This window comes from Flavobacterium difficile (genome assembly GCF_011392115.1).
Taxonomy (GTDB): domain Bacteria; phylum Bacteroidota; class Bacteroidia; order Flavobacteriales; family Flavobacteriaceae; genus Flavobacterium; species Flavobacterium difficile.
Window position 1 is genome coordinate 34,867 of sequence record NZ_JAAJBT010000004.1, and the last position, 20,125, is coordinate 54,991.

At 29.1% G+C, this 20,125-nt stretch carries 23 protein-coding genes and 1 pseudogene; 13 read left to right on the forward strand and 11 right to left on the reverse strand.

Going from position 1 to position 20,125, the window contains the following annotated elements; translation table 11 throughout:
• The first annotated feature begins 91 nt into the window (after positions 1 to 91).
• The 3 genes from G4D72_RS07740 to G4D72_RS07750 all read left to right on the forward strand — a co-directional run bounded on the left by G4D72_RS07740 (position 92) and on the right by G4D72_RS07750 (position 2,960).
• On the forward strand, positions 92 to 1,504 hold the full coding sequence (locus G4D72_RS07740) for a type III PLP-dependent enzyme domain-containing protein (RefSeq protein ID WP_166077092.1): 1,413 nt from the start codon (positions 92 to 94) through the stop codon (positions 1,502 to 1,504).
• 5 nt (positions 1,505 to 1,509) lie between these two features.
• Positions 1,510 to 2,484 (forward strand): deoxyhypusine synthase family protein, encoded by a 975-nt coding sequence (locus tag G4D72_RS07745; RefSeq protein WP_166077094.1) that lies wholly within the window; start codon positions 1,510 to 1,512, stop codon positions 2,482 to 2,484.
• An 86-nt stretch (positions 2,485 to 2,570) separates the two neighbouring features.
• Positions 2,571 to 2,960 carry a DNA primase gene (locus G4D72_RS07750; protein WP_166077095.1) on the forward strand — a complete coding sequence of 130 codons (390 nt, stop codon included), beginning with the start codon at positions 2,571 to 2,573 and terminating at the stop codon, positions 2,958 to 2,960.
• 41 nt (positions 2,961 to 3,001) lie between these two features.
• Here the strand turns inward: G4D72_RS07750 and G4D72_RS07755 are convergent, their stop codons facing one another.
• The 3 genes from G4D72_RS07755 to G4D72_RS07765 are packed head-to-tail and all read right to left on the reverse strand — an operon-like array spanning position 3,002 to position 5,183.
• Positions 3,002 to 3,514 carry a DinB family protein gene (locus tag G4D72_RS07755; protein ID WP_166077096.1) on the reverse strand — a complete coding sequence of 171 codons (513 nt, stop codon included), beginning with the start codon at positions 3,512 to 3,514 and terminating at the stop codon, positions 3,002 to 3,004.
• A 49-nt stretch (positions 3,515 to 3,563) separates the two neighbouring features.
• Positions 3,564 to 4,043 carry an Lrp/AsnC family transcriptional regulator gene (locus tag G4D72_RS07760; protein WP_166077097.1) on the reverse strand — a complete coding sequence of 160 codons (480 nt, stop codon included), beginning with the start codon at positions 4,041 to 4,043 and terminating at the stop codon, positions 3,564 to 3,566.
• Positions 4,044 to 4,064: 21 nt separating this feature from the next.
• Positions 4,065 to 5,183, reverse strand: coding sequence for a M14 family metallopeptidase (locus G4D72_RS07765; protein WP_166077098.1), 1,119 nt, complete (start codon positions 5,181 to 5,183; stop codon positions 4,065 to 4,067).
• A gap of 276 nt (positions 5,184 to 5,459) precedes the next feature.
• Here G4D72_RS07765 and G4D72_RS07770 point away from each other — a divergent pair, with 276 nt between their 5' ends.
• Positions 5,460 to 5,960 (forward strand): helix-turn-helix domain-containing protein, encoded by a 501-nt coding sequence (locus G4D72_RS07770; RefSeq protein ID WP_166077099.1) that lies wholly within the window; start codon positions 5,460 to 5,462, stop codon positions 5,958 to 5,960.
• Positions 5,961 to 5,996: 36 nt separating this feature from the next.
• On the opposite strand, the gene G4D72_RS07775 is transcribed toward G4D72_RS07770, so the two are convergent.
• Positions 5,997 to 7,010, reverse strand: coding sequence for a lactonase family protein (locus G4D72_RS07775; protein ID WP_166077100.1), 1,014 nt, complete (start codon positions 7,008 to 7,010; stop codon positions 5,997 to 5,999).
• A 119-nt stretch (positions 7,011 to 7,129) separates the two neighbouring features.
• The gene (locus G4D72_RS07780; protein WP_166077101.1) at positions 7,130 to 7,678 is read right to left on the reverse strand and encodes a 1-acyl-sn-glycerol-3-phosphate acyltransferase; all 549 of its coding nucleotides are present in this window, start codon (positions 7,676 to 7,678) and stop codon (positions 7,130 to 7,132) included.
• A gap of 53 nt (positions 7,679 to 7,731) precedes the next feature.
• Between G4D72_RS07780 and G4D72_RS07785 the strand changes: the two genes are divergently transcribed.
• The 7 genes and pseudogenes from G4D72_RS07785 to G4D72_RS07815 all read left to right on the forward strand — a co-directional run bounded on the left by G4D72_RS07785 (position 7,732) and on the right by G4D72_RS07815 (position 12,302).
• Positions 7,732 to 8,394 (forward strand): spermidine synthase, encoded by a 663-nt coding sequence (locus G4D72_RS07785; protein WP_166077102.1) that lies wholly within the window; start codon positions 7,732 to 7,734, stop codon positions 8,392 to 8,394.
• Between the two features lie 82 nt (positions 8,395 to 8,476).
• Complete coding sequence (locus G4D72_RS07790; protein ID WP_166077103.1) at positions 8,477 to 8,845, forward strand: hypothetical protein; 369 nt, start codon at positions 8,477 to 8,479, stop codon at positions 8,843 to 8,845.
• Positions 8,846 to 8,932: 87 nt separating this feature from the next.
• Complete coding sequence (locus G4D72_RS07795; RefSeq protein ID WP_166077104.1) at positions 8,933 to 9,385, forward strand: hypothetical protein; 453 nt, start codon at positions 8,933 to 8,935, stop codon at positions 9,383 to 9,385.
• A 21-nt stretch (positions 9,386 to 9,406) separates the two neighbouring features.
• Positions 9,407 to 10,372: a YitT family protein gene (locus G4D72_RS07800; protein WP_166077105.1), complete on the forward strand. Its 966-nt coding sequence runs from the start codon at positions 9,407 to 9,409 to the stop codon at positions 10,370 to 10,372.
• 3 nt (positions 10,373 to 10,375) lie between these two features.
• Positions 10,376 to 10,939, forward strand: coding sequence for a DUF6642 family protein (locus G4D72_RS07805; RefSeq protein WP_166077106.1), 564 nt, complete (start codon positions 10,376 to 10,378; stop codon positions 10,937 to 10,939).
• A gap of 79 nt (positions 10,940 to 11,018) precedes the next feature.
• Positions 11,019 to 11,684: pseudogene (locus tag G4D72_RS13420) on the forward strand (superoxide dismutase); the annotation flags it as partial.
• 336 nt (positions 11,685 to 12,020) lie between these two features.
• Positions 12,021 to 12,302, forward strand: coding sequence for a YHS domain-containing protein (locus tag G4D72_RS07815; RefSeq protein WP_166077108.1), 282 nt, complete (start codon positions 12,021 to 12,023; stop codon positions 12,300 to 12,302).
• Positions 12,303 to 12,413: 111 nt separating this feature from the next.
• On the opposite strand, the gene kdsB is transcribed toward G4D72_RS07815, so the two are convergent.
• Together kdsB and G4D72_RS07825 are read right to left on the reverse strand one after the other, a co-directional pair.
• Positions 12,414 to 13,139 carry a 3-deoxy-manno-octulosonate cytidylyltransferase gene (gene kdsB, locus G4D72_RS07820; protein ID WP_166077109.1) on the reverse strand — a complete coding sequence of 242 codons (726 nt, stop codon included), beginning with the start codon at positions 13,137 to 13,139 and terminating at the stop codon, positions 12,414 to 12,416.
• A gap of 93 nt (positions 13,140 to 13,232) precedes the next feature.
• Positions 13,233 to 14,651: an ATP-dependent DNA helicase gene (locus G4D72_RS07825; RefSeq protein ID WP_166077110.1), complete on the reverse strand. Its 1,419-nt coding sequence runs from the start codon at positions 14,649 to 14,651 to the stop codon at positions 13,233 to 13,235.
• A gap of 107 nt (positions 14,652 to 14,758) precedes the next feature.
• Here G4D72_RS07825 and G4D72_RS07830 point away from each other — a divergent pair, with 107 nt between their 5' ends.
• Both G4D72_RS07830 and rsmD read left to right on the forward strand, forming a co-directional pair.
• Complete coding sequence (locus tag G4D72_RS07830; protein WP_207784883.1) at positions 14,759 to 15,562, forward strand: DUF3822 family protein; 804 nt, start codon at positions 14,759 to 14,761, stop codon at positions 15,560 to 15,562.
• On the forward strand, positions 15,559 to 16,158 hold the full coding sequence (rsmD, locus tag G4D72_RS07835; protein ID WP_166077111.1) for a 16S rRNA (guanine(966)-N(2))-methyltransferase RsmD: 600 nt from the start codon (positions 15,559 to 15,561) through the stop codon (positions 16,156 to 16,158). Before G4D72_RS07830 ends, rsmD begins: the two co-directional genes overlap by 4 nt.
• 303 nt (positions 16,159 to 16,461) lie before the next feature.
• Here rsmD and pdxH read toward each other — a convergent pair whose 3' ends face one another.
• The 4 genes from pdxH to G4D72_RS07855 form a co-directional block, all read right to left on the reverse strand.
• Positions 16,462 to 17,103: a pyridoxamine 5'-phosphate oxidase gene (gene pdxH / locus G4D72_RS07840; protein WP_166077113.1), complete on the reverse strand. Its 642-nt coding sequence runs from the start codon at positions 17,101 to 17,103 to the stop codon at positions 16,462 to 16,464.
• A gap of 79 nt (positions 17,104 to 17,182) precedes the next feature.
• Positions 17,183 to 18,088, reverse strand: coding sequence for a ribonuclease Z (locus tag G4D72_RS07845; protein ID WP_166077114.1), 906 nt, complete (start codon positions 18,086 to 18,088; stop codon positions 17,183 to 17,185).
• Positions 18,089 to 18,678: 590 nt separating this feature from the next.
• Positions 18,679 to 19,011 carry a ribonuclease Z gene (locus tag G4D72_RS07850; protein ID WP_166077116.1) on the reverse strand — a complete coding sequence of 111 codons (333 nt, stop codon included), beginning with the start codon at positions 19,009 to 19,011 and terminating at the stop codon, positions 18,679 to 18,681.
• A 96-nt stretch (positions 19,012 to 19,107) separates the two neighbouring features.
• Positions 19,108 to 20,037 (reverse strand): aspartate carbamoyltransferase catalytic subunit, encoded by a 930-nt coding sequence (locus G4D72_RS07855; protein WP_166077117.1) that lies wholly within the window; start codon positions 20,035 to 20,037, stop codon positions 19,108 to 19,110.
• Positions 20,038 to 20,125 lie beyond the last annotated feature (88 nt).

Consider the following 20,125-nt stretch of genomic DNA (forward strand, 5'->3'; position numbering starts at 1 on the left):
TTTTTAAATTACAACTATTTTTAGCAATATTATTTTTACTTTTGCTAATCGTTTTGGAACTAATTTTTTCAATTAAACTTTTATTTATTCAATGAATACAAAATATTCCGACCTTATAAATCAAACTTTCTATTTTCCACAGGAAGAATTTACTTTAAATAAAGACCATTTACAGTTTCACGGTATAGACTTAATGAAATTAGTGGAACAATATGGAACGCCTTTAAAGTTTACGTATTTACCTAAAATTTCTGAAAACATCAACAAAGCGAAGATGTGGTTTAGAAATTCAATGGAAAAACATGGGTATGAGGCCAAATATTTTTATTGTTATTGTACTAAGAGTTCGCATTTTGAATTCATTTTAAATGAAGCACTTAAAAACAATATTCACATTGAAACTTCATCTGCTTTCGATATCAATATTGTAGAGAATTTAATGGAGCAAGGTAAAATCAACAAAAATTCATTTGTGGTTTGTAACGGTTTCAAAAGAGATCAATATGTAACTAACATTGCGCGTTTAATTAATAATGGACATAAAAACACTATTCCTGTTATTGATAATTACGAAGAATTAGACTTACTTCAAGAACAAATTGATGGTAAATTTAAAATCGGAATAAGAATTGCAGCAGAGGAAGAGCCTAAATTTGAGTTTTATACTTCACGTTTAGGAATCGGATATAAAGATATTTTACCGTTTTACAGAAAACAAATCGCTGATAATAAGAAGGTTGAACTTAAGATGCTTCACTTTTTTATTAATGCGGGTATTCGTGATACAGCTTATTACTGGAACGAGTTAGTAAAATGTTTAAAAGTATACATTGCTTTAAAAAAGGAATGTCCTTCTTTAGACAGTTTAAATATTGGTGGTGGTTTTCCAATCAAAAACTCTCTAGCTTTTGAATATGATTACCAATATATGGTAGATGAAATTCTAAATCAAATCAAAATTGCTTGTGATGAAGCAGAAGTTGACGTGCCACATATTTTTACAGAATTTGGCTCGTTTACAGTTGGTGAAGCTGGTGGCGCATTGTACCAAGTTTTATATCAAAAGAAACAAAATGATAGAGAAAATTGGAACATGATTGACTCTTCATTTATCACAACTTTACCAGATACTTGGGCAATTAATAAGCGTTTTGTAATGTTAGCTGTCAATCGTTGGAACGACGTGTATGAACGTGTACTTTTAGGCGGATTAACCTGTGATGGCGATGATTATTACAATTCTGAACAACACATGAATGCGGTTTATTTACCAAAATACAACAAAGAAAAACCACTATATATCGGCTTTTTCAACACCGGTGCGTATCAAGAAACAATTGGAGGTTATGGCGGATTAAGTCACTGTATTTTACCGCAACCGAAACATATTTTAATCGATAAAGATAAAAACGGAATTTTTGCTACAGAAGTATTTTCTGAGCAGCAAAATGCCGACCAGGTTTTAGAAATTTTAGGATATAATAAAAACAAGAACGAAAAATAAATAGAATGAGTAAAGGACCAATTAGTCAGTTTGTAGAAAAGCATTATTTGCATTTTAACGCTGCTGCTTTAGTTGACGCAGCTAAAGGATATGAAGAACATTTATTAGATAATGGAAAAATGATGGTAACTTTAGCTGGTGCCATGAGTACAGCTGAGTTAGGAAAATCATTAGCAGAAATGATTCGTCAAGATAAAATTCATATTATTTCTTGTACAGGTGCAAATTTAGAAGAAGATATCATGAATTTGGTAGCGCATAATTCCTACAAAAGAGTACCAAATTACAGAGATTTATCGCCAGAAGAAGAAAGAGAATTATTAGACAATCACTTTAATAGAGTTACAGATACTTGTATTCCTGAAGAAGAAGCTTTCCGTCGTTTACAACAACATTTATACGACATTTGGAATAATGCTGATAAAGCTGGTGAAAGATATTTTCCACATGAATTTATGTACCAAATGATCAATTCTGGTGTTTTAGAACAATACTACGAAATTGATCCTAAAGATTCTTGGATGGTTGCAGCAGCTGAAAAAAACTTGCCAATTGTAGTCCCAGGTTGGGAAGATAGTACAATGGGTAATATTTTTGCATCATACTGCATTAAAGGAGAATTTAAAGCGTCTACAACAAAAAGTGGCATCGAATACATGATGTGGTTGGCAGATTGGTATCCGAAAAACTGTGCAGGTAAAGGAATTGGTTTCTTCCAAGTTGGTGGCGGTATTGCTGGAGATTTCCCAATTTGTGTAGTTCCAATGTTGTACCAAGATATGGAAATGCATGATGTGCCATTTTGGAGTTATTTCTGTCAAATTTCAGATTCAACTACTAGTTATGGTTCTTATTCTGGTGCTGTACCAAATGAAAAAATTACATGGGGAAAATTAGATGTCGATACACCTAAATTTATTGTAGAATCTGATGCTACAATTGTGACACCACTAATATTTGCTTATATTTTAGGTTGGTAATAAGAAAAAAAAAAGTTTAAAAAAAATTTAAATTTTAATATTTCAATACTAAATTTGACATTTAAATTGATTAAGGCACGCAACAAATGAAAAGAATAATCGTAGAGTACGCAAAATTAACAAACGAGATTTTAAACTTATTAGTTGAAAAGTTTCCTGACGGATATGATGATTCGGATATTATTCGCTTCAAAAACGCTAAGAATGAGACCATTGAAGCCGTTGAAGTTAGAACCGAAGACACTATTTATTTAGTAAAAGTGAGTATGAAGTTAGCCGATAGAATTGAAAACTTCGATGAAGATGACGATTTATTCGCACCAGAGGAAAACTTAGATGCGTTGAAAGAGCTAGAAATTGATGATGATTCTGATGATGATGATGAAAAAGAAGAAAAAATCGAATTAGATGATGAAGAAGATGCTGATGGAAATAAAATCAGCGATGATGCTGATGATTACGACGATGAAGATTAAATCTTAAAAAAAATCCCGTTCCTAAATTAGAACGGGATTTTTTATTTTAAATATCTTTCTTTAATTATGGTAACGTGATGGATTTCATGTCCAGCAATGATAAATCCTAAGGCTCTAACCGAAGCAGGAGCATTATTAGCCAAACCAATATTTAAAAGCATTTTTTCTGAAAAACTTTTAAATAAATGTATCGAAGCTAATCTTACAACTTTGTATTCTTCAATTAAATCTCCAATTGTTCGATTTGTTGCGTTTGCAGAATTAGCATAATCATTTTCTTCATAACCAGGAAGGTTTGTTAAATCAAAACGAGCGAAACGTAAAGCTCTATAGGCAAAAATTCTCTCAGTATCTATAATATGCTGCAAAATGTCTTTTGGTGTCCACTTCCCTACTTCATATTGATATTCTAATTTATCAATTGGTAAAGATTTGAAAAAAAGCGATGTGCTCTCCAATTGATTTTCTAAATTTAGAATGAAATCATCAGTACTATTTAATGAAATATAATAACCGTAATAGTCTAAATATTCGTTTTGATTTAATTTGATCATAAGAATTTATATTAAAAAAAAGGCTTTCAAAAATGAAAGCCTAAATATATTACAATTCTTTGAAAATCGTATGCATTAATCGTTTTTTATCGTTAATGCTTTCTTCTAACGAAATCATTGTTTCTGTTCTGTACACACCATCGATATCATCTATTTGAAAGATAATATCTTTTGCATTTGCAGTGTCTTTTGCTCTAATTTTACAAAAGATATTAAATTTTCCTGTAGTTACTGAAGCTACTGTTACGAATGGAATTTCATTAATTCTTTCTAAAACAAATTTTGTCTGAGAGGTACTATTTAAAAATATACCCACATATGCAATAAAAGAATAACCTAATTTTTCATAATCTAAAGTTAATGAAGATCCTTGAATAATTCCTGCATCTTCCATTTTTTTAACTCTAACATGAACCGTTCCAGCAGATATTAATAATTTTTTTGCAATATCAGTAAAAGGAATTCTAGTATTGTCAATTAACATATCTAAAATTTGGTGATCTACTTCATCTAATCTAAACTTACTCATAATCAATTTTTTTACTCTTTTTTATATTCTAATTTTTACAGTGTCTCCAATTTTTGGATAGTTTCTATTCTCAATTTCAAATAATTCATTTTTATAATCAATGGTTTGATGTGCATAAAAATCATCTAAATTTTCAATTTGAACAATTTCGGGAATAAACATTATTTTATTACCCATCAGAACTTCCTTGTATTGGACTGCAAATTTAATGATTTTTTCTACATTATTGTTAATAATTTTGACATTTTTAAAAATAAAATCATAAAAACATTTGTTATTTTGATAAATATGCAAATATTTGTTAAAATTTGACAGTACTACAACGTTTTCGTTACAAGATAAAATTGCCTTTTTTAAGGCAATAAAAACATATTTTCTTACAATATCTCTTTGATAATCATTCGAATAATGTCCTGCTTCAAATAAAATTGTAGGATAACCCTTGTTAGTAAAATAGTCTCCTGTGCAATTTATGTTGAAGGAATCATCAAATCGTCCAACCTGATTGGGTATGAATTTTTCTAATTCTGTATGAATTTCTGCAATAACAGATGCCGCTCTCTTTCTTACAACGTTAAATTCACGTTCTATATTGTATGAAGCAGTTAAAAAAGACATAGTTGCGGGTAATTTCGTTTCAACTAATCCAAAAATTGTACGTTGATCGTGTAAATTAAAACAAAAATCTGGATTAAAATCTGCTACAACTTTTCTTAAAATTTTACTTTCTGGCTGAGTGCACTCCAAAGCATCTCTATTTAAATCAACTTTGTTTGCGTTTTCTCTTGTATACAAAATGGCGCCATCTGGATTTAAAATAGGAAGTATATAGAATGTGTAGTTTTCTGATAGGGTTTCGAATTCTTTTTGGTTTAAATTTAAATAATTTAAATAATCAACTAATCCTTTTGTTGTGGTTGATTCATTTCCATGCATTTGAGACCAAACTAAAATTTTAGTTTTTCCTTTGCCAAATTGTATAGATACTATTGGATTTTTATTTACTGAAAATCCTACTGTTTCAATTTTAAATCCTTCATGTAAAGTTTCAACAAATAAGTCGATATCTTCCATAGTGACGTATCGTCCTACAATGGAATCATATAAATACGTTGTTGCTAATTGTAAATTGTTTTTCATGTTACAAATGTAAATATATTAAATTTTACATTTGTAAACTAACAACTTGTATTCTGAATAAACATTTGTAAACAGTATTAGTAGGCAATAATTAACAATTGTAAATTTATATATTTTAAAAATATAAATAGATTTAAAATCAATAAGTTAAATATGTTTTATTATGTATTTACTTTAAGTTATATTTGCTTAATTCATATTTATTTACATTTGTAAATACCAATAATTCCAATTTATTTATTACATTTGTAAACAAACAATTCAAATTGAAATACTATGATTAATACAGACGATTTTGTGAAACGGTTGGAAATTATTTTTGATTATTATGGTTTAACTGCTTCTTCCTTTGCAGATAAAATTTCAGTTCAGCGTTCTAGTATTTCACACTTATTATCTGGAAGAAATAAACCCAGTTTAGATTTTATTTTAAAGGTTTTAGAGTGCTTTCCCGAAGTAGAATTATTATGGTTGTTAAATGGAAAAGGAAATTTCCCTAATGATGAAAATTATAAGCAAGATGAAACAAACGTAACCACTACTTCTATTTTAAGTTTTAATAACGAAGAAAAAAATACGCCAGATTTATTTTCTACAACAAATAATGATGAAAAAACTGCTGTAATTGAGGATGATCTTAAAAATATTTCAAATACACCAATATTTAAAACTTCGTTGAATGAATTGAATCAGAATTCTGACATTGAAAGTATTGTTGTTTTTTTTAAAGACGGAACCTTTAAAAATTATGTACAAAAAAACCCCAACCTGAAATAAATCAGAGTTGGGATTTTAAAAAAAAAACTAAAACTATTATTTTCTAATTAAATATACAGATGAAACTCCTGCTTCTGATCTGGTATTTAAAGGTGTTGCGTCACTACTTGTAGTTGGCAATGAAAAGGTTAGAACTGTTCCGCCTGCATTCAAGCGTTCAGCGATATATATATTGTTTGTTACACTGTCGTAAGCTACATCCACTGGATTTCCTAAAGTTGAATTTGGTCCATAAACTCTTACTTGGTTTGCCATAGTAATTGTTCCCATGTTAGGAGTTGCAGCAATTTTTGTTGAGAAATCATTAATAACAATAATTCCACCATCTGTTGCAGAAGTCGCATTTCCTACATCTGTTAAAACCATTCTATTATCAGCTGCAGAAAAAGTAATTCCATGCGTCCTAACTAAGCCTTCAATAGTAACTCTTTTAGTAGGTAGAATATTCCCGTTTGAATTTGAAAAAAAGTTTTCGAAAATTAATAAATCACTCGCTAAGTCAGCAACCGCATATAAAGTATTTCCTTCAATATGAATTCCCCAAGTTTTAAAATTTACAGTGTATGAATTTAAAAGCGTAAAACCTGTACTTGTTTTTTGATAAACTACAAGTTTGTTTGTATTTCCATTAGCAGTATTTTGGTCTTGAGTTACTATTATCTTATCCCCTGATACAGCAATTTCTCTTGGATTGTTAAAATCAGTATTTCCAGTAGAAGATTGTAATAATAAATTATCTGTGTTGTTAATTACAGAATTGTTTAGTCCTTTGTATAATTGTAAAGTATTGTTGGTTCTTGATGCCAACATAAGTTCATCAGTTTCGCTGTTAAAGTAGGCACCATCTGCATCCAAACCATTAATTGTTAGTGATTTTACTGTTGCTGAAGCAGCTAATAAATTGGTGTAAGAAACTTTTCCAGAAGTGTTACTTGTAGTAACTAATTTTAATTCTGGATTTGAAATCGGCTTACTTAACATACCTACTTCGTCTGAACAGGACGTTGCAAATAATGCTAAAGCTGTTATTGAAAATAAAGTAGATTTCATATTTATAGTTTTACATATCTATGTACGTTAAACTATAAGGTTTTGGTTTTAAAAAAATGTTTTTTTTTTATTTTTTTTTTAAAACATCAATAAAATAGAGACTTTTGAGGTAAAAAAAATTAATAAAAACTTTGCTCAGCAACTTTTCCTTTTACATTTTTAAACAAATTTTCTAAAAACTTAGCATCTTGTTCGTAGTTATTAGTGGTCATGAAAAGTTCGAAAACTATAACTTGTTTGTTTTCATAATCAAAACCAATTGGAATAATAGGTACGTTAGCTTTTTGAGCAATGTAATAATAACCAGATTTCCATGTGTCTACTTTTTTTCTTGTTCCTTCTGGCGATAATGAAAGTCTTAAAACTTCATTTTTCTCAAAAATTTTTGCAATAGTATCAACTTTATTTTCAGTTTTACTTCTATTCAAAGGAATGCCACCCATCCATTTTAAATATGGTCCTAACGGAAATTTAAATAATTCTTTTTTGGCTAAAAAATTAATTTCTACAGGATAAGTTCCTCTGAAAAAAACTCCAATAAAAAAATCAAACCAACTTGTATGTGGAACAACTATTATTACACATTTTTTTATATGGGTATCAAAAGTGCCTTTCACTTTCCATCCCATTACTTTAAAAAATATAAATCGGTAAATAAATTGTTTCATGTCGCAAAATTTGGTTAGCAAAAATATACTATATTTACTCAAATCAAAGCGCAATGTTTAAAAAAATATTAAGTTATTTCTATCCTATAACTATTTATAATACATCGTCTTCTATTAGTAAGTCCTTAGAAGTGACTTTGTACAATGGAAAAACAATGTTAAATACTAAAAACACCAATTATTCTTATGGTAGTTTACAAACGGTTTTAAAAAAAGGACTTATTACTATTGGTCAAGATGAAATTGATAACATGAATGCTATTTTGTTACTTGGCGTTGCTGGTGGTAGTGTAGTTCAAACCTTGATTTCTGATTTTAAATTTTCTAAAAAGATAACGGGCGTTGAATTAGATGCCGAAATAATTGATATTGCTAATTCATATTTTGGTTTAGATAAAATTGGAAACTTTAAATGTGTTATTGCCGATGCGGAAGAGTTTGTGAAAACAAGTATTATAACCTACAATTTAATTATTATTGATATATTTAAAGATACAGAAATGCCAAGCTTTCTTTTTGAGAAAAGTTTTATAGATAACATTAAAAAATTACTTCAAGCAAATGGATTTATTTTATTTAATACCATGCTTTTAGATAGTAATAAAAGAGACCAATTAAATCAGTATTTGAAAAATTTTGAATCTGAAAAATTTGATGTAACGGTTCTTAAAAATGTGGAACGTTTTAACGATTTGCTCATCATTAAAAAATTATAAACTTAATTACTTTATATTAAAATTATCCTAAATTTCTGTGTTAGATTAGTACTTTAAGGTTATTACGACTACTTTTGGAGCGATGAAAAACTTATTAAAAATAGGATTTATATTTCTTTTTTCTGTTGTAGGATACTTTGTAATTAGTACTTTACAACAAATGAATGTAAGTGTTTTATCTTCTCCACAATACAGTCAAAACGGTAAAAAAGAAGTTCATACAACTAAACCAACATCTGTTTTAAGTTGTCAATTCAATCGAAATATTCAATTTCATTATGTTGCAAAATCGAAAGTTACAAAGGCTTTTTATTGCAATAATTTTGTAAAAACTGTTATTAAGAAAAAACAAAACAAATCGGTTTTAGCCAAAAGTTATTTTTTCTACACTTTACTTCCCATTCGTTTTAAACCGATTGATATCATATTTCCTTTTCATACTTTCTGGTAAATTAATTCTACATTTCACTTAAATAGCTTTGTAACAATTTTTAATTGTGCAAAAAATCAATGTAAAATTAATTTTAAAAAATAAATCATGGATACAACATCCCTACTAATTGGTAGTATAGTATTGGTTATGTGCTTATTACCTTTCTTACTGTTCTATTTTAATTCAAGTGTAAAACAGAAAAAAAGAAACAAAAATTTAATTCTGAAGGCAAAAGAAAATGATTCGATGATTCATGAAAAAGACAGTTGGAATGCTTCAATTATCGGAATAGATAAAAGAAATAAATTACTTTTTTTTTCCAAAAAATCAGATGAATTTGATAAATTTATAACCATTAATATTTCAGATTTATCAAATTGTCGAATCGAAAGAACTGAAAATAAAGATAAGATTCTGGAAAAGTTAGAGTTAGAACTAACTTTCGCGTCAAAACCAACAATAGTTTTAGAATTTTTCGATAAAAATGAAACAAGACTTATAGTCAATGAAATCGAAATAATTCAAAAATGGCAAAACGTGTTGCATAAAATCATATAAAATAAATTTAAAACATATAAAATGAATTCTTTTTTTAAAAACATCATTCTCAAAATAATACTTCTGGATTCTTCTTTAGAAAAAGGTAAAATTTCCGATTATATTTTCGCTAAAGCATACAAAAAACTTAAAATTACAGTCAAACATAATATAAAAGATGTGTTTTTAATTGTCTTAGGAATTTTGTCTGCGTCCTTTGGTTTTAAAGCGTTTTTATTAACGAATCATTTTATTGATGGTGGCGCTACAGGTATTTCATTACTTGTAGCTTCACTAACTAATATTCCTCTTTATGTGCTAATTATTTTAGTCAATTTGCCTTTTGTATTTTTAGGTTTTAATGTAATTGGAAAGCAATTTGCTATAAAAACAGCTTTTGCAATTGGTGGACTTTCATTAGCTCTTGCGACATTAACTTTTCCAAATATCACAAATGATAATTTATTGGTTGCTGTTTTCGGAGGTTTTTTCCTTGGAGCTGGAATTGGTTTTGCCATTCGTGGTGGTGCAGTTATTGATGGAACAGAAGTTTTGGCTATTTATTTAAGTCGGAAATTTGGAACCACAATTGGAGATGTTATTATCATTATAAACGTTCTAATTTTCGGAACAGCTGCTTATTTTTTAGGGATCGAGATTGCTTTATATTCCATGATTACGTATTTAGCAGCTTCAAAAACACTCGATTTTATTGTTGAAGGTATTGAAGAATATATTGGCGTAACAATTGTTTCTTCTCATAATGAGGAAATTAGAGAAATGATTATAAATAAAATGGGACGTGGCGTTACTGTTTATAGCGGAAAAAAAGGATTTGGTAAACGAGGTGAAACTAAAGAAACAGATATTGTGTACACGGTAATTACCAGATTAGAATTGAACAAACTAATGACCGAATTAGACAAAATTTCCCCATCTGCATTTGTGGTGATGAATAGCGTAAAAGATACACGTGGCGGAATGATTAAAAAACGCCCTTTACATTAAAATATGGAAGAATTAGAACAATTTGTATTCTGTTTAGAAGCAGTAAAAGATATTGATACTGATGAAGTTACTGAAATTGAAAAGCAGTTAGAAAGCTTAGCTTTACATCACGGAATTCCTAATATTTATAAAGCTTGTGACACCATTGAAGGCTTAGAAGAAAGTTTATCAGCACTACTCTATGACGATCATAATTTTAAGAATTATGAAATTATTTATTTGGTAATGGAAGGCGAAAACAACAACATTTGTATTTACAATTACTATTATAGCTTAGATGAAATTGCAGAACTTTTTGAAGGGAAAATGAAAAGAAAAATCATTCATTTTGCTAATACAAAAACGCTAGAATTAACTAACGACCAAGCTCAATTTTTCCTCGATGTTACAGGTGCAAAAGCCATTTCTGGTTACGGAGAGAAATTTAATAATTTAAAAAGTTACCAATTAGATCAAGTATTTTTTAAACTATTTCAAGATAATGAAAATATTGATGAAGTCGTAGAAACGCTTTTTGAAAAAAATTATGCACTTTGTAAATTATTAGATTTCAGATTGTATTATTAAATCTTAAAGTTCTGTCAAAAATGACTTTTCAAGCTGAAAACGTCGTAACTTTACACTTATAAATAAATCATAAATCAACATGAAAAATAAAATTTTATTCTTGTTATCAATTGTAACTTTGAGTGTTTCTGCACAATTTACTCAAAAACCTCTTCCCTATTCGTATGCAGCTTTAGAGCCTGTAATAGATGCGCAAACCATGGAAATTCACTACAGTAAACACCATGCTGCGTATGTGAAAAATTTAAATGCAGCAATTGTTGGTACAGAAGCTGAAAAAATGTCGCTTAAAGAAATTTTTGCTTCGATGTCTAAATTTAGTCCTGCTGTCAGAAATAATGCGGGTGGACATTTTAACCACGAATTATTTTGGTCCATTTTAACTCCTGAAAAAAACACTAAACCATCTGCAGAATTAGAAAAAGCAATTATTGAAACTTTCGGAAGTTTAGAGGCTTTAAAAGAAAAAATTAATGCTGCAGCTACTTCTCGATTTGGTTCGGGTTGGGCCTGGTTGTCTGTAGATTCAAATAAAAAACTTGTAATTTCATCTACTGCTAATCAAGATAATCCTTTAATGGATGTTGCTGAATCAAAAGGAACACCTATCTTAGGTATTGATGTTTGGGAGCATGCGTATTATTTAAAATATCAAAACAAACGTGCCGATTATTTAACTTCGATTTGGAATGTAATCAATTGGAATGAAGTAAGCGCGAATTATAAAGCAGCCACTAAAGGAAAATTTGACGATTGGCCAGCATTAAAAGATTTTCACAAAGTGATGTCACAAACCTTTCATCCAAGTGAAGAAGGCGATTTAAAACCCATAAAAGCTAGAAGCGCAGAAATGGTTGCTAAAGCAGATGCATTAGCAAAATCAATCATTCCAACCGAATTTAATAAAAAAGAAGTTGTAGCTGCAGTTCAGCAATTAAAAGCTGACAGCAAGAAATTAGACAAATTAGTAAAAAGTAAAAAATCGGATAAAGAAATTACAGAAGCCTTAGCAAAATTGCATGATGTTTTTCATGAAATTATCGGATTATGTACCAATGAAGAACACCATTAAATTATAAAAATGAGAAAATCAATAGTTATTTTGTTAGCAGTTTTAGCAATCAGTTGCCACAAAAAAGAAGAAGAAATGGCTGGAACTGAAGCTTCAAAACTTGTAGAACCAGAAAATCCTTTAAACAAATTAAAATACGATAATGAAGTAGATTTTTATTGTAAAATGGATATTAAAAAACATGGTGTATCCGACACGGCACATTACAAAGGAAAGCTCTACGGATTTTGTGCTAAAACATGTAAAGATAAATTTTTAAAAGAACCTGAAAAATACCTACAAGAAAAGTAATTTTCCAATTTTAAATATATTGAAAAAGCAGGATGTTTTATAACTTCCTGCTTTTTTTGTAGGATGAAAATAAGTTTATGGAATAAAATACTTGGATAAACTAAAAACAAGTTAAATCAATTGTCTAGCTTTTTCTAAATCTTCTGGTGTATCAATTCCGATACTAGCATGACTTGTTTCTATCATTTTGATGCGTTTTCCGTATTCTAAATAGCGAAGTTGTTCTAGTTTTTCTGAAGCTTCTAAAGAAAGCATTGGTAATTTAGCAAAATCTAATAAAGCTTGCTTTCTAAAAGCGTAAATTCCAATATGTTTCATATAACGAACTCCTACATTTTCTTCACGTGGAAACGGAATTACCGAACGTGAAAAATACAATGCAAATCCTTGTTGATCCGTAATTACTTTCACATTATTCGGATTTTCAATTTCCGATTTCTCTTTAATTTCAAACATTAACGAAGCCAAATCTATTTTCAAATCTGTATCTTGTTTGAAGGCTTCAATAATTTGTTCTAATGGTGGTTTATTGATAAAAGGTTCATCACCTTGAACGTTGATTATAATATCAGCATCAATACTATCAACAGCTTCAGCAATTCTGTCGCTTCCACTTTCGTGCTCTTTGATGCTCCTAATTGCTTTTCCGTTGTTCGAAATAATTTCGTTATAAATTAAATCGGAATCGGTTACCACAAATACATCATCAAATAAATTGGTAGACAGTGCAGCTTCATACGTTCTTAAAATGACTGTTTTTCCACCTAAATCTTGCATTAATTTAGCAGGAAATCGTGTAGAAGCATAACGAGCAGGAATGACAGCAATTATTTTCATTTTATTAATTTATAGAATTTTATTAATATTATTTTTTTAAGATATAATTTCATTTTAAATGTAATGAAATTGAATTTTTACGAGTTTTATAGTTTATACAAAATCTTCTTCTTTAAACCCAATTAAATATAACTTCTCTTTGGCACGAGTTATAGCCGTGTACAACCAACGAATGTAATCTCTATCTACTCCATTGGGTAAATAAGGTTTTTCTACGAATACACTACTCCATTGTCCACCTTGCGATTTATGACATGTAATTGCATAAGAAAACTTAACTTGCAACGCATTGAAATACGGATTGTTTTTTACTTTAAGTAATTTTTTATATTTATGAATTTCGTCTTCATAATCTTTAGAAACTTCCTGGTATAAAAGGTTCGATTCTTCATAAGTTAACGAAGCCGATTCACTTTCAATGGTATTTAAAAGTAAAACCGTTTCAAAGGAAGCTTCATTGGGATAATCTATCATTCGAATCGTAACATTCGCAAATTTGAAGCCGTATAATTCTTGAATATTTCTAATTTTTAGTACTTCAATAATATCTCCATTGGCTATAAAACCTGCTTGTGAAGTTTCATTTAACCAAAAATAATTATTTTTTACAACCATTAATAAATCGCCAGCCGATAAATCGCTTTCTTTTCCTAAAATTCGTTGCCTAATTTGTTGATTGTATTGATTGGCTCTTTTGTTAGAACGCACAATAAAAGAAGTATCTTCCGTAGAATAATTTCTATACGATTGATGAATCGCGTCTTCAATATCAAAACCATCTTCTAGTCGAACGATATCTTTAAAGCGTTTTAAAAGGAACTTAAAATCATCTATAAAATGCGATTTTAGTAATTCTCTCAATTCGGTAGCATTGTACAAAATTCCTGAGTTTTCTGCTTGTCGCATGACTTCATCTAACTCAATATGAACAATTTCTTTATCGTAATTTACATGTAAAGAATGAATATCCAAAGCCGGACTAATATCAGAATTCACTGGTGGCAACTGCGCGGTATCTCCGACTAAAATTATTTTACAATTTTGTCCTGCATCTACATAAAACAACAAATCGTCTAATAAAGAACCGTTTTCATACAAACTTGTTTCGTTAGATTGATCTGAAATCATAGAAGATTCATCGACAATGAAAATCGTATCTTTAAATTTATTGGCTTGCATCACAAATCCGACTCCGCCATTTTTATTCTTTTTTGGAAAATAAATACGTTTGTGAATAGTAAATGCAGGTTTTTCTGAATAAGCCGACATCACTTTGGCAGCTCGTCCCGTGGGTGCTAACATTACTGCTTTTTTATTAGCCGAATTTAATTGATTTACTAAAGTAGAAATTACAGTTGTTTTTCCTGTTCCAGCGTATCCTTTTAATACAAATAAATCGTCTTTGGAATGTAAAATGTAGCCTGCGATTTTTTGGAAGAAAATATCCTGATTAGCGGTTGGCTCAAAAGGAAAATTGTCTATTAAAACTCTGTAAAATTGCGTTGGCGACATTCATTTTTATTTAAGAACACCAAATATAGCAAGGATTTTAAATATAATTTCATTTGAAGGTTTTTAATTCTCTCAAAAAATGTAAATTTGTCCATCAAATAGAAAACATGAATCAGGATATTACTCAAAAAACTTATAAAAAGTTATGCTTTGAGGTTGCAATTAGTAGCCTTTCTTTTTGTGTTATTGATTTGATTTCGAACAAAATAATTACGCACAAATCGTATGTTTTTAATCAAAATAATGTTTTAGAAGAAGAATTGTGGAAGATTTTTGTGGAAAACCCAATTTTAGAAGAAAAGTACGATGATGTAGTGGTTTTACATAATTCTAACTTAAACACTTTTGTGCCTTCTTCCCTATTTGATCCGAATTATTTAGGAAGTTATTTGCAATATAATTCTAAGGTTTTTGAAACAGATTATTTTGCTTACGATTATTTGGATACGTACGATTTAAATAATGTTTTTATTCCTTATACGAATATAAACAACTATTTGTTAGACCATTACGATACGTTTGATTATAAGAATTGCAATTCGATATTCGTTAAAAAAGCATTAGATTTTTCGAAAAATAATGACTCCAAACAAGTTTTTGTTCATTTTCAAAACGATAGATTTGAAATTGTGGTGACCAAAAACAAACAGTTGTTATTATTCAACACCTTTATTTACAAAACATTAGAAGACTTCATTTATTACTTGTTGTTTACTTATGAGCAATTACAATTGAATCCAGAAATTGTTCCAGTTCATTTTATTGGCGACATTTCGGAAGAGAGTGATGCTTTTAAAATCGCCTACAAATACATAAGAAATTGTAATATTTTAGAGGTTTCACACTTAAAAACAGCTTTTAATGTAGGAGAAAAAGACCTATTAAAGCATTTTATTTTATTTCACTCATGAGAATAATATCAGGAAAATATAAAGGAAGAAGATTACAAGCGCCTAAAAATTTACCCGTTCGACCAACCACCGATATGGCGAAAGAAGCCTTGTTTAATATTTTGAACAACCATTTTAATTTTGGTGAACTTAAAATTTTAGATTTATTTTCTGGAACAGGAAATATCGCTTATGAATTTGCATCTCGTGGAGCTACACCTTTGGTAGCTGTTGATGCGGATATGGGATGTGTGAATTATATAAGAAAAATTTCAACAGAATTTGATTTTGACATCACGCCAATTAAAAGTGATGTATTTACATTTTTACAAAAGCACAAAGGAAGTTACGATATCATATTTGCTGATCCACCTTATCATATTGAACAAAAAGATTTTGAAAAAATTCCAACTCTAATTTTTGAAAATGAAATATTAGATGAAGAAGGCATGCTAATTATAGAACATTCAAAAGATACGAAATTAGAACATTTAGATAATTTTTCATTCGCACGAACTTATGGTGGAACGACTTTCACTTTTTTCGAATTGTTCAGCGACGAAGACGAAGAAGACAGTGTTTCAGAAATTGAAGAAGATGACGACTCTGAATCATAATAAAAAAATCCCATTCTGAACTATCTAAATGGGATTTTTAATGCATTATAACTAAAACCAAACAATTAAAACTTAAATAAAATCAATATTTTCTGATGCATTATAAAGTGTAAATCATTAAGTTGTTGATTAACAAGGCAAAAGTATATTTTATCTTACTCAACGACAAATTAAATCGATGAAATGCAATAAATTTTAACATTTCAAACGATTAATAATCAATTGGTTATATTTTTTGTAGGTAAAAACATAAAAAAAGTCTAAATCAAAAACTTAGGCTTACTTAGTTTTTATCAAATAAAATTAAGGAGATAATCTATCAATTTTCCAACTAAAATCTTGGTTCAATTGGTATCTAATTCTATCATGAAGTCTGTTTGCTCTTCCTTGCCAGAATTCTACTTCGATAGGTTTTACTAAAAATCCGCCCCAATTTTCTGGACGTTTAATTTCAGAACCTGATAACTCATTTTCTAATACTTTTAGTTTTTCATCTAAAAAGGCTCTTGAAGGAATCACTTCACTTTGGTTGGATACAATTGCTCCTAATTTACTTCCTTCAGGACGAGAATCAAAATAAGTATCAGAAATTACAGCAGCCGTTTTTTCAGCTGTACCTTTAATAATAACTTGTCGTTCTAGTGTAGGCCAAAAAAAAGAAATACAAATATTTGGGTTTTGCAAAATGGCTTTTCCTTTTTCAGAATTGTAATTGGTGTAAAAGATAAAGCCTTCTTCATTGAATTTTTTAAGAAGCACTACTCTACTTTTCGGAAATCCATCTAAACCAATTGAAGAAACTGTCATGGCATTTACTTCACCATCTTCTTGTTCTTCTGCTTCATAAAACCATTTATGAAACAATTGTATAGCATCATCTGGAATTGTGTTTTCTAACAATTCACTTTTTTCGTATGATTTTCTGTAATCGGATAAATCTTTCATAATATATACCGCGAAGTCACAAAGTCGCGAAGGCTTTTTTTTAGATATCTTTAATTTCTTTAATCTGTGTTTCAATAAATTAAAACTCAAATTCTAAACCATCATCAGCTAATAAAACATTTTCAAAAATTTCATTAGCTTCGTTTCGGAACAATTCTATATTTCCATAACGTGTAGAATAATGTCCTAATAATAATGTTTTTACTTCTGCTAATTTAGCAATATTTGCGGCTTCTTTGGCAGTAGTATGCATTGTTTTTTCTGCTAAATGACTTTCGCTTTCTAAAAAGGTACTTTCGTGATACAAAACCGTAACATTCTTAATTATAGGAATTATTTCTTCATTATAAATCGTATCCGAACAAAAGGCATAACTTTTTGCAGGTTCAGGATCGAAAGTTAATTCTGAATTCGGAATAACTTTTCCATCATCTAAAGTAATGTCGCCACCGTATTTAATTTTATTATAATATACTTTTTCAATTTCGTAATTTAAAATGGCATCAATATTTAACTTTCGTTCTTTATTTTTTTCTTCAAACAAATACCCATTAGTATAAACTCTGTGTTTTAAAGGAATTGTGGTTACTTTCACTTTTTCATCTTCGAAAATCACTTCGCTTTCTTTACCAGTTAATTCGTGAAAAAATAATTGATACGAAGTATATGCATTTCCAAGTTTTAAGAGCAATAAAATAGCTTCTTTAATGCCTTTCGGACCATAAATGTGTAAGTCTTTTTCTCTTCCAAGTAACATAAAAGTAGAAATTAAACCTATTAATCCGAAGAAATGATCACCATGTAAATGAGAAATAAAAATATGTTCAATTTGAGAAAATTTAATTTTATGTTTGCGAAGTTGTACTTGAGTTCCTTCTCCACAATCAATTAAGAACATGTGACTTTTAATCTCTAAAACTTGTGAGGTTGGATTTGTTATTGTTCTTGGTGTAGCGGCATAACAGCCTAAAATCTTGATTTTCAATGTTTTTATTATGGTTTTTGTTTTTTTAATTCCTTATAAATGATCAAATAGAAAACTAAAATTAAAAAGATATTTGATAAAATTCGCCATCCTTCAAATTGATTATTTTTGATAGATAGTAAAATGTTTACTATTAATAAAATCAGGAATATTACTAAAAAAATAGATGTATTTTAATTTGTGTCATCATTGGTTTTATTTAGTTTAGAAACTTTATAAATTTGATTCAAAGTAAAAATAATAGCCAATACAGAAATTAAAATCCCAAAATAATTCGGTTCTGATGAATAATACCCTTCTTTAATTTTGAGAAATAAATTACCACAAAATAAACACAATAAAATTATATTCAAATACAGTATGGTTCGATTGCTAAATTTCATCTTATCTTTTTTTATTTAAAATAAGGTTGTAAGTGGTTACAAGTAATACTAAAATCATAACAAATGAAATAGATAATCTAAAAATATTGATTTTTTTAGCACTGAAATATTCATTGATTCCATGATATAAGGCAAAGGAGAAAATGAATAGACCTAAAACACTCAAAAACAATTTAAAAAATCTATTTTTTATCATTGTTATAAAAATTAAAATCCTAAATCGCGTTCAATTTCTTCCATTTCAATAATATCATGCGCTTCTAATAAAGAAGGAACCGTATTGATTGAAGCTGGGACTTTATTAAAATCAATATCTTCGGCAACCACTACAAAAGACTTTTTGTTTTTTTTATGTGTTTTAGCTAAATCAGAAAATTGTTTCAAACAACTCATATTAAATGATTTATCATGAGTTACATCAATAATTAAATTAACTGATTTGAACGAATTGTATTGCGACGTTAGTTTTTCCAAAAACGCTTCAAAACTACTTTCTGTATCTTTAATTGTTGTGGTATGTCCTTTTTGTTCTACTTTCATTTTTGAAAAGTTTATGAGTTTAAAAGGTTAAAAGTTTAAAAGGTTTTATGATAATTGAATTTTTCCAACTTCAATCTTCCGACTTCTAACTTTAAATTAATTCTGAATCTTGCTCGCCAATAAATATATAACCGCCATTCTCACGGCTACCCCATTTTCTACTTGATCTAAAATAACTGAATGCTTTCCATCTGCTACATCTGAAGTAATTTCTACACCACGGTTAATTGGTCCGGGATGCATCACTACAATTTCTTTATTCAGATTGTTTAGTATTTCATTTGTTAGTCCGAATTGTTGTGTGTATTCACGTGTATTCGGAAAATAACTTACATCTAATCTTTCATTTTGAACGCGTAACATATTCGCTACATCGCACCATTCTAAAGCTTTTATTAAATTGGGTTCGTAAGTAACTCCTAAGGAATTAATATATTGTGGAATTAGTGTTTTTGGTCCACAAACCTTTACTTCTGCTCCTTGCATTTGTAAGGCAAAAATATTAGAAAGCGCTACTCTACTGTGTAAAATATCTCCAACTATAACTATTTTTTTACCAGCAACTTCACCTAATTTTTCTCTGATTGTGTAACTGTCTAATAGAGCTTGAGTGGGATGTTCATGTGCACCATCACCAGCATTTACAATACTTGCTTTTACATGTTGTGATAAAAAATGTGCGGCACCTGGCGAACTATGTCTCATTACCACCATATCCACTTTCATGGCTAAAATATTATTTACCGTATCAATTAATGTTTCTCCTTTTTTTACAGAAGATTGTGCAGAGGAAAAACTCATTACATCTGCTGAAAGTCGTTTTTGAGCCAATTCGAAAGACAATTTTGTTCTGGTACTGTTTTCAAAGAAGATATTCGCAATGGTGATGTCTCTTAGTGATGGTACTTTTTTTATCGGACGATTAATTACTTCTTTAAACTGATCTGCTGTTTCAAGAATTAAATTAATATCATTCTTGTTAATATATTTTATTCCGAGTAAATGATTGACGCTTAATTCTTTCATTTTTTTGTAGTTATGTTGTTTTTTAAACCTTAAAGAAACGCAAGGCTAACCGCAAAGATTTCTTTAAACTTTTTACTTTTTACTTGGC

Bases quoted from the DNA above. Each gene is read 5' to 3' on its own strand.
- G4D72_RS07740 (WP_166077092.1), top strand. From the start codon at position 92: ATGAATACAAAATATTCCGACCTTATAAATCAAACTTTCTATTTTCCA.
- G4D72_RS07745 (WP_166077094.1), top strand. From the start codon at position 1,510: ATGAGTAAAGGACCAATTAGTCAGTTTGTAGAAAAGCATTATTTGCAT.
- G4D72_RS07750 (WP_166077095.1), top strand. From the start codon at position 2,571: ATGAAAAGAATAATCGTAGAGTACGCAAAATTAACAAACGAGATTTTA.
- G4D72_RS07755 (WP_166077096.1), bottom strand. From the start codon at position 3,514: ATGATCAAATTAAATCAAAACGAATATTTAGACTATTACGGTTATTAT.
- G4D72_RS07760 (WP_166077097.1), bottom strand. From the start codon at position 4,043: ATGAGTAAGTTTAGATTAGATGAAGTAGATCACCAAATTTTAGATATG.
- G4D72_RS07765 (WP_166077098.1), bottom strand. From the start codon at position 5,183: ATGAAAAACAATTTACAATTAGCAACAACGTATTTATATGATTCCATT.
- G4D72_RS07770 (WP_166077099.1), top strand. From the start codon at position 5,460: ATGATTAATACAGACGATTTTGTGAAACGGTTGGAAATTATTTTTGAT.
- G4D72_RS07775 (WP_166077100.1), bottom strand. From the start codon at position 7,010: ATGAAATCTACTTTATTTTCAATAACAGCTTTAGCATTATTTGCAACG.
- G4D72_RS07780 (WP_166077101.1), bottom strand. From the start codon at position 7,678: ATGAAACAATTTATTTACCGATTTATATTTTTTAAAGTAATGGGATGG.
- G4D72_RS07785 (WP_166077102.1), top strand. From the start codon at position 7,732: ATGTTTAAAAAAATATTAAGTTATTTCTATCCTATAACTATTTATAAT.
- G4D72_RS07790 (WP_166077103.1), top strand. From the start codon at position 8,477: ATGAAAAACTTATTAAAAATAGGATTTATATTTCTTTTTTCTGTTGTA.
- G4D72_RS07795 (WP_166077104.1), top strand. From the start codon at position 8,933: ATGGATACAACATCCCTACTAATTGGTAGTATAGTATTGGTTATGTGC.
- G4D72_RS07800 (WP_166077105.1), top strand. From the start codon at position 9,407: ATGAATTCTTTTTTTAAAAACATCATTCTCAAAATAATACTTCTGGAT.
- G4D72_RS07805 (WP_166077106.1), top strand. From the start codon at position 10,376: ATGGAAGAATTAGAACAATTTGTATTCTGTTTAGAAGCAGTAAAAGAT.
- G4D72_RS07815 (WP_166077108.1), top strand. From the start codon at position 12,021: ATGAGAAAATCAATAGTTATTTTGTTAGCAGTTTTAGCAATCAGTTGC.
- kdsB (WP_166077109.1), bottom strand. From the start codon at position 13,139: ATGAAAATAATTGCTGTCATTCCTGCTCGTTATGCTTCTACACGATTT.
- G4D72_RS07825 (WP_166077110.1), bottom strand. From the start codon at position 14,651: ATGTCGCCAACGCAATTTTACAGAGTTTTAATAGACAATTTTCCTTTT.
- G4D72_RS07830 (WP_207784883.1), top strand. From the start codon at position 14,759: ATGAATCAGGATATTACTCAAAAAACTTATAAAAAGTTATGCTTTGAG.
- rsmD (WP_166077111.1), top strand. From the start codon at position 15,559: ATGAGAATAATATCAGGAAAATATAAAGGAAGAAGATTACAAGCGCCT.
- pdxH (WP_166077113.1), bottom strand. From the start codon at position 17,103: ATGAAAGATTTATCCGATTACAGAAAATCATACGAAAAAAGTGAATTG.
- G4D72_RS07850 (WP_166077116.1), bottom strand. From the start codon at position 19,011: ATGAAAGTAGAACAAAAAGGACATACCACAACAATTAAAGATACAGAA.
- G4D72_RS07855 (WP_166077117.1), bottom strand. From the start codon at position 20,037: ATGAAAGAATTAAGCGTCAATCATTTACTCGGAATAAAATATATTAAC.